An 8,655-nucleotide genomic window follows, 5' to 3' on the forward strand; every position below is an offset into this window, starting at 1 on the left:
GCTGCGGGCCTCGCCAACCGCATTGTTTTCACGCCTGCTCCAGCAGGCTTGGCTCCGTTTCTGACGGTCTCTCTGTCCAAAGTTTGAAATAGTAGTACACGGTACTCTTACTGGGGAAATCACTGGGGAGCATATCCCACTGGCAACCACTCTTGAGTAGGTACAGCAGTGCGCAAAACACGTCATACACATCGACTTTTCGGGGACGTGTGCGTTTTCGACTGCTGAGCAACAAGGGTTCAATTTCCTGAAAAACGTCTCGACTGATATCACTAATATAGGCTTTTCTCACTCCGATAGGATACAGGAAAAATAGTCACGTTTGAAAAAGATTCTGAATAGGCTGTCAGCAGCAAGTGAGTTACCGACCCTTTTATGATCAGTAGCTAACTCTGCCCAAATTTCCTTTCGAGCGTTACACTTATTATGTGAATTCCCGCTTATGTATAAATAATAAATCATCTTCACTATTTAAAACTTATGATACATTTGATTTATCAAGGATAATGATAGTGACCAATTGTTTATTATTTTATTTAGATCTAAATGTAATAAGAAAATATAAAGAAAATGAAAATTAATGAGTTGTTTAGCAGGATCGTGTTTATTTTTCCATATGAAAGGTTAAAACCACCGTCTTTAGACGGTGACCTTGAACTTAAATATTTTGATGTATGCACGTTTAGACAGGACGGTTTGACGACTTTCAGTCGTCAGTCCTGGCTGCGCTAACCCACCGACTTTAGTCGGTGGTAGTTTAGTATTGATAGAGATATATGCTCCATTATTATATTCCTTCGGTTAGCCAACATTTTTCAATCCAATCACTTAATGCAATTATTCGGTTGAGGACATAACTATTTTGTGATCTTAAAAGATGAACAGGAAGTATGGGTAAAGTCCAATCGGATAATAGTCTGATTAGCTTTCCATCTTGAATAGCCTTATTGAATAACCACATTGGGCCTGCATGAATACCAGCTCCGTCACATACTGCTTGGTAAATTGCTCCCACATTATTAAGGTGAAAGCTACTGGACAGCTCTACTCGTTCTATGTGCCCATTACAGGATAACTGTAAGCGAGCTGGGTAGGCATTTTGATGCAGTGAATAAATAATAGATTTATGTTTTGTCAGATCTTGTGGGTGCAGTGGAGTTCCATATTTGGTCAGATATGCAGGGCTTGCGCACAATACCCCAGAAATATTACCCAATTTTTTAGCGACTAATGTTGAGACTGATAATTCTCCAATTCGGATTGCAAGATCAATTCCTTCTTGCCGGAGATCTAGACAATTATCTGAAAGAACTAAGTCAAATATAATGTCTGGGTTTTTGTGCTGAAATATCGTTAGCCATTGTGTGACATAGTGTTCGCCAAAATTTACTGGGGCAGTAATTTTAATTTTACCCGCTAGTGAATTACCGCTGATATCACTCAAGATACTATCTACTTCATTTAGTAAAGGGCGCATTTTCTCATAAGCCAGCATTCCTGCATCTGTCAGGCTTAATTTCCTAGTTGAACGATTAATTAATTGAACTTTTAACTGATGTTCAAGAGTAGCTAAACGCCGACTCGCAACAGAGGGATCTAATCGCAAATCTTTTGCTGCTTTTATCAAACTTCCTTTTTCAACAATCCGAAAAAAAAGATGCCAGAGAGCCAGATCATGATTCATGTTATTTCCACAATTTTTATTTGAGCAAATAGCAATATTATTATGATCTTATATAAGTAAAATCAAATTATTAAAATTTTGATGAGGATATGGTATGCGGGTAGAAAATAAGAAACCATGGCGTGGCTATTGGGTATTAGCTGCTGTTTGTATCGCTGGGATGATTTTACCTCTTGAATATACAGGGCCAGCTGTAGCTTTACCTGCTATCCAATCTGAATTAGGAGGTAGTGCGATTGCATTATCTTGGGTTATCAATGCGTTTGCGTTAAGTTTTGGTAGTGCTGTCATGGCAGCGGGAGCGTTAGCTGACCAATATGGACGCAAGAAGATGTTCGTGGGTGGTATAACTGGGTTCACACTATTTTCTCTTATTGTTAGTGTTGCGAGCAGTGTTGTTTTTCTTGATTTATTGCGTGGAATACAAGGCTTTTTTGCCGCTTTGACGATGGCTGGAGGGAATGCCGCATTAGCTCAGGAATTTGATGGAAGGGCAAGAACAAAAGCTTTTGGTTTATTAGGAACAGCTTTTGGTGTGGGTTTGGCATTTGGGCCCGTGATATCAGGTACTCTAATAGAAGTATTTGGCTGGAGGTCTGTATTTTTACTGGGAGCTTTGTTTGGTGGTGTGGCACTGGTCATTGGTGTTATTCAGATGCGTGAATCGCGCGATCCCAACGCCGTAAAACTCGATATTAAAGGTGTATTTAGTTTTACAGCATTTTTAGTATTACTAACATTCGGTATTATGCAAATTCCGCAGAGTGGTATTGGAAGTACTTCTGTTATTGCATTGTTCAGTGCTTCCATCATGATGTTGTTTATTTTTATTAAATGTGAATTATCACATGCCCGTCCAATGCTAGATCTATCGCTTTTTCGGTTTAAAAAATTTGTCGGAGTACAATTTTTACCACTGGCAACCGCGGTTTGTTTTATTGTGTTACTTATTCTATTCCCAATTCGGTTAATTGGTATTGAAGGTTATAGTGCAATTAAAGCAGGAGAAGTCATGATCGCACTATCGGCTCCCATGCTTGTTGTTCCTTTTCTTGCGGCATTGTTAACTCGCTGGTTTTCAGCGCCAACACTTTCGTGTATTGGTTTATTATGTGCAGCAGTAGGGTTAGCATGGTTAGCAAATATACCTATTGGAGCACAATCAACAGAGTTAATTTTTCCACTGATGTTAATAGGGATTGGAACTGGGTTTCCGTGGGGGTTAATGGATGATCTTTCAATTAGAGCAGTTCCTATAGAGCGAGCAGGAATGGCAACAGGCATTTTTACGACGATGCGAGCTTGTGGTGAGGCAATATGTGTTGCAGGCGCACTAGCAATGTTAAATTTTCTTCTACAGATGAATTTACAGCAAGTTTCTCAACAATCTCACAATGTGATTTCTACAGCAGCAAGTAATTTGACAACAGGTAATTTTGATAATGCTAGAGACTCATTTATTTATCTATCTGAGCAGGAACTACTAGCTATTTATAGCGATTCATTTAGTGTATTGGTATATACATTAATGGGAATAACAATGCTGTCTGTTATTGTTTGCTTTATAACATTGAGAAATGAAAAGGCAGCTATTAACTCTAATCAATTTTGATATGAAAATTTAGTCAGGAGACTTTATTGTGGATATGAATTTGAACTCATTATCTTGTGCGACAAAACTTATTCCTATATCAGAAGTTATATTGTTACCAGATGAGACAGATACAAGAGATATAAAAACTATAGCTCAGTGGTGTATAGATTATTTATGCAATCCACATACTGATTTGGGAAGGTCAGGTGTTGTTTGCCCCTTTTCTCCTACATCTATGAAAAAAGAAACATTTTGGATTACTGAAGTAAAAACAAAAGGAATGACTGAGGATAAAATTAAAAAGCATATCCTTAATCTTTTAAATTTATTTCTTGATAAGGAACCTCGCACTGGTGATTCAACGCAATTTAAAACAATTGTTAGTATATGGAGTGATATTTCCCCTGAAGAAAATATTGCTCGTTTGCATCATGAAATGAAACCACTTTTTTTGCGTAATGGATTGATGTTGGGTGAGTTTTTTAATCTTTGTTCTAAAGGTGGGTTGAGGAACCCTAATTTTAAACCATTACGTTCTCCTGTACCGTTATTGGTTGTCAGAGAGATGTTAGAATTTGATATAGCATTCCTTTCTGAATCAAAAGAACATGTTTCAGAATATATTCGTAAATATGGAGAAAAAGGATTTATAGCTATAGAAAAAATGTTGAATAATAAAAAGATAGAGCTTGGCGAAAAACAGATTTCAGTATTGAAGTCATTTTTATAATTTCAATGAAAAATCTATATTAATATCTATTACTTATTATAGGAAAGTATATATGTCTAAATCTATACCAGAACCTTGGCGAATTAAAATGGTTGAACCAATTAAAATGATAACTAGAGCTGAACGTCAAAGTGCCTTGATAACAGCCGGATTAAATCCGTTTCTTTTAAGAGCGGAGGATGTATTTATAGATTTATTGACTGATAGTGGTACAGGAGCTATGAGTGATCGACAATGGGCAGGGATCTTTTTGGGAGATGAGTCTTATGCCGGTAGCAAGAGCTATTATAAGCTATCAAAAACTGTCGAAGAAGTGTTTGGTTATCAATATACAATTCCTGTGCACCAAGGCAGAGGAGCTGAGCAAATATTATTCCCACACCTTGTAGAATTAGCCAAAAAAAGTGGAGCCTCTGAACCAATTTTTATATCTAATCACCATTTTGATACAACTAAAGCTCATGTAGAAATGGCGGGAGCTAAAGTCAAAAATTTTATCTGCCCTTCTGCTTTACAGACTGACATATATAATGATTGGAAAGGGAATTTTGATCTAAATAGTCTTGGTTATGAAATTAAAAATAATAGAAAAAATATTGTGGCTATAGTGATTACTATTACTTGTAATAGTGTTGGTGGACAACCATTATCTATGGATAATATTTGTTCTGCTGCAGAAATGGCGAAAGGTGCTGGTATACCTGTGATCATTGATGCGGCTCGATTTGCGGAAAATGCTTACTTCATAAAACAACGCGATAAAAATTTTTCTGATAAAACAATTTCACAAATAGTTAAAGAGATATTTAGTAAAGCAGATATATTTACAATGTCTGCAAAGAAAGATGGTATGGTAAATATTGGCGGGTTATGTTGCTTTCGTAATGATGAGTCTTTGTTTAGAGAAGTACAGATAAGATGTGTACCAATGGAAGGATTTATAACCTACGGAGGGTTAGCTGGCCGTGATATAGAAGCCATGGCTATTGGTCTTCAAGAAGCATTGAGCGAAGATCATTTACGTAGCCGAATTTCTCAAGTTGAATATTTAGGAAGTAAATTATTAAAAGCGGGTATTCCAATTCAGACACCTGTAGGTGGACACGCTGTATTTGTAGATGCCCGTAAAATATTCCCAGATATAAAACCAGAAAACTTTCCTGCTCAAGTACTTTGTAATGCTCTTTATTTAGAAAGTGGTGTGAGAGCTACGGAGATTGGTTCATTGATGATGGGCAGAGACCCAATCAGTGGACAACAAGAACCTTCATTATTTGAATTAATGAGGTTAACTATTCCTCGTCGGACCTATACTAACAGCCATATTGATTATGTCGCAGATTCTTTAATTGAAGTTGTTAAAAATGCTGACATTTTAAAACCTCTTGATTTTAAATATGAACCTAAAATATTAAGGCAATTTACTGCTCACTTCAGGGAAATAGATAGATAATAAAGGGTTTAAAAATGCAGATTATAATGAACTCTATGTCAGAAAAATCTAACAATACTACGCCATTATTATTTTCTAAATTTCATAGTATTGCTCTGGATATGAAAGAATGCCTCCGGGAAAAACGAGAAGAACATAATAAGATTGGAACTTACTCTCAAGATTTACATAATTTATTCATGGAGCAAGGGTTTTACCGCTTACTACAACCATAAAAAATATGGGGGATTGGAGTTTTCGCTTTCTGAATATTATAAAATAATGCTTGTAATATCAGAAGGACATCCTTCTTTGGGTTGGAATTTAACTTTGGGTGCTTCCCATTCTTTCTTGGTTGCTTCTCATTGGCCTGAATATGTACAAGATGAGTTATTTGATACCGGAAAACAATTTATTGCGGCTCATAAGGCATTTCCAGCGGGTACATGTAAGAGAGTTAAGAAAGGATATATTCTTGACGGTATCTTTCCTTATTGCAGTGGTATTACTTATGCAACGCATGTCATTCTCAATTCTATTTGTGATTTGGGTAATGGTGATAAGTGTTCCATGAATTTCATTATTCCTAGATGTGATTTTGAAATACTGAATGATTGGGGGGAACATAAGACATTGGGTATGTGGGCTAGTGGTTCAAATAGTGTACGCCTTACATCGGTATTTGTGCCGGAAAAAATGTCTGCTCCTTTTAGAGGATTTTATGCCGACCAAAGAGTTGAGAATGGTACAGAAGGAACAAGAATACATAAAAATTCCATGTATTTAGGGTACTTAATGGCACCTTACCATGCAAATATACTTGTTCCTATTGTTGGTGCAAGTAAAGCTGCTCTTGAAGAATTTAGAAAATACGAGAAACCAGGTGATATTAACGAAATAGTATTTTCCCGTACACTTGGATTAGCAATGCTACTTTCGGATTCGGCAGAAGCTATCTTATTCAATGTATTCGATAAATATGCTTCATTTTGTCAGCGTTGGGAATACGATAGATCACCTATGACTGTAGATGAAAATCTACGTTTATGGGGTTTATTGCAGCAAGCTGGTCGTTTGGCGTGTGAAAGTGTTGATATACTTTTTCGGAATGCAGGATCATCAGCAACATTAAAAGGTGCACCTATTCTTGAATATTTTAATGATACACAAATGTATCGCAGTCATGTTGGAGCTCAATGGGAGCAATTTTCTTTATATGTTGGTCGTTCAATACTAAATAGAAAGATTTCTTTTCTTGATCTTTAAAACTAGTTAATTAACTAATAGGGTAGAGCAGAAAAGATGATAAGAACTGGGGATAAATATATTGATGATTTACGTGATGGACGTACCATTTTTATCAATGGAGAAAAAATCACTAATCACGTTGATCATCCAGCATTTAAGAATGCCATTAGGACAGTTGCTAATCTGTATGATTATCAGAAATTCAATTTTGAAAAAATGACCTTCCTGACAAGGGAAGGTCATCGGATTGCTCGTCACTGGGAACTTCCTTCTTCACATGAAAAACTTATAGCACGTGGCCAAACAGCTTATGATTATGCTATGCAGAGCGCTGGTTGGATAGGTAGGAGTCCTGATCATGTGGCATCTGCACTTGTTGGAATGATGACTCATATTGAAGTATTTGAATCTTACTCACAAGAACGTTCTAATGCATTAAAAAACTATTTTACCTATGTAAGTGAAAATGATCTTTATTTGACTTATGCTCTAGTAAACCCACAGGGAGATCGTTCAAAGATGCCAAGTGAGCATACAAAGGATATTTATCACTCACTTGGATTAGTTGAAAAAAACTCTAAAGGAATTATTGTGAGAGGTGGAAAAATGCTTGCAACAGCAGCTCCTCTTGCAAATGAAATTTTTATTGGTGTACAAAATCCTCTCAAATCTGGTGTCGATGAACGTTATGCCTTATCGTTTGCGATGCCACTAAGTACTGAAGGAATTAAGATTATATCAAGACGTTCTTACGAGTTAGTCGCAGGGCATCCAAAAGATTATCCATTATCATGCCAGTTTGATGAGAATGATACTATTGTCTATTTTGATGATGTACTAGTTCCTTGGGAACGGGTCTTTATTTTTGAAGACACTGATATGTGTCGTAAACAATTTCATTCAACTGGTGCAGAGGTTTTGATGGATACACAAAGCCAAGCTCGATATGCGGTGAAATTGCATTTTCTTACTGGATTAGCTCAGAAAATGGCAGAAACCAATGGGATTGATAAATTTCCTTCTGTTAAAGAAAATCTTGCGGAATTAGCTTGTTATGCGATGAATATTGAAGGATTATTTAAAAACTTAATTTATAATCCTAACGTCCATAATGGTTTTTATATTCCAGATCAAGTTCAGCTCTATGCCTGCCAAATTATAGCACAATCTATTTATCCTAAGATGATAAATATTATCAGAAAACTGGCAGGAGGTGGAGTAATTATGCTGCCATCAAGTGAGTATGACTTACTAAATAATGAAATATTTAGCTTTGTTGAAAAAACACAGTACTCATCAGTCATGTCACCTACTGATAGAATTAGACTTATGAAATTGGTTTGGGATGCTATTGGTTCAGAATTCGCTTCAAGGCACTTGCAATATGAAATGTTTTATTCTGGCGCTAAATTTGCTACGTTAGATCGTCTATACAAACATTATGACTGGAATTTTTCAAGAGCATTAGTTGAAAATATAAAAACTTTTTAGTGTGTGTTGATGTTTATTGTTTGCCATTTTCTCACCTCACACGAGTAGTTATATCATGACAAGCGCCAGTGCCACCATGCTGGCGTAATTTAACCAAGATTTTGTTTAAGGTGTTACTGAAAATCGGGCTTTGGGTGAGTAGAGTTGCCCAGTCACCTAAGAGCTTATTCAGTATTTTTTCTACGCAACAGCACGACAAGGAATGCGAGATTGACGAACTGAAGGCTGGTATTCAAATGCCTCTCACAGTTCTTCCACAATCGTCGACATTTTTCCAGCCAACCAAATGAACGTTCGACGACCCACCGCTTGGGTATCACCTTGAAAATATGGAGTTCACTGCGTTTGGCTATTTCGACCGTCGCACCCAATATATGATGCACACCCTCCGCGAAGGTTTCTCCGGTATAACCGCCATCGGCTAACACACTCTTCACGCAGGAAAGCGACTTCTTGTGCTGGGTAAATGCCATCAA

At 36.8% G+C, this 8,655-nt stretch carries 7 protein-coding genes and 1 pseudogene; 5 read left to right on the top strand and 3 right to left on the bottom strand.

Translation table 11 applies throughout. The features are described from left to right. Positions 1-31 precede the first annotated feature (31 nt). Together ABLA76_RS09000 and ABLA76_RS09005 are read right to left on the bottom strand one after the other, a co-directional pair. A pseudogene (locus ABLA76_RS09000) lies at positions 32-292 on the bottom strand (transposase); the annotation flags it as partial. A gap of 495 nt (positions 293-787) precedes the next feature. Next, positions 788-1,684 (bottom strand): LysR family transcriptional regulator, encoded by an 897-nt coding sequence (locus ABLA76_RS09005; RefSeq protein WP_348987666.1) that lies wholly within the window; start codon positions 1,682-1,684, stop codon positions 788-790. 94 nt (positions 1,685-1,778) lie between these two features. Between ABLA76_RS09005 and ABLA76_RS09010 the strand changes: the two genes are divergently transcribed. From ABLA76_RS09010 to ABLA76_RS09030, 5 genes are all read left to right on the top strand, one after another. Further along, entirely contained in the window at positions 1,779-3,296 is a 1,518-nt protein-coding gene (locus tag ABLA76_RS09010) for an MFS transporter (RefSeq protein WP_348987667.1), read from the top strand. 34 nt (positions 3,297-3,330) lie between these two features. After that, the gene (locus tag ABLA76_RS09015; RefSeq protein ID WP_348987672.1) at positions 3,331-4,008 is read left to right on the top strand and encodes a DUF6875 domain-containing protein; all 678 of its coding nucleotides are present in this window, start codon (positions 3,331-3,333) and stop codon (positions 4,006-4,008) included. A 52-nt stretch (positions 4,009-4,060) separates the two neighbouring features. After that, on the top strand, positions 4,061-5,461 hold the full coding sequence (locus ABLA76_RS09020) for a tryptophanase (RefSeq protein ID WP_348987668.1): 1,401 nt from the start codon (positions 4,061-4,063) through the stop codon (positions 5,459-5,461). A 144-nt stretch (positions 5,462-5,605) separates the two neighbouring features. Then, a complete protein-coding gene (locus tag ABLA76_RS09025) occupies positions 5,606-6,706 on the top strand; it encodes a hypothetical protein (RefSeq protein WP_348987669.1) in 1,101 nt (366 codons plus the stop codon). A 36-nt stretch (positions 6,707-6,742) separates the two neighbouring features. After that, positions 6,743-8,179: a 4-hydroxyphenylacetate 3-hydroxylase N-terminal domain-containing protein gene (locus ABLA76_RS09030; RefSeq protein WP_348987670.1), complete on the top strand. Its 1,437-nt coding sequence runs from the start codon at positions 6,743-6,745 to the stop codon at positions 8,177-8,179. Between the two features lie 164 nt (positions 8,180-8,343). On the opposite strand, the gene ABLA76_RS09035 is transcribed toward ABLA76_RS09030, so the two are convergent. Continuing rightward, a partial coding sequence (locus tag ABLA76_RS09035) for a transposase (RefSeq protein WP_348987671.1) occupies positions 8,344-8,655 on the bottom strand: 312 nt, incomplete at its 5' end.

The sequence above is a fragment of the Xenorhabdus sp. SGI240 genome (assembly GCF_040081915.1).
In the GTDB taxonomy this organism is placed as follows: Bacteria; Pseudomonadota; Gammaproteobacteria; order Enterobacterales; family Enterobacteriaceae; genus Xenorhabdus; species Xenorhabdus bakwenae.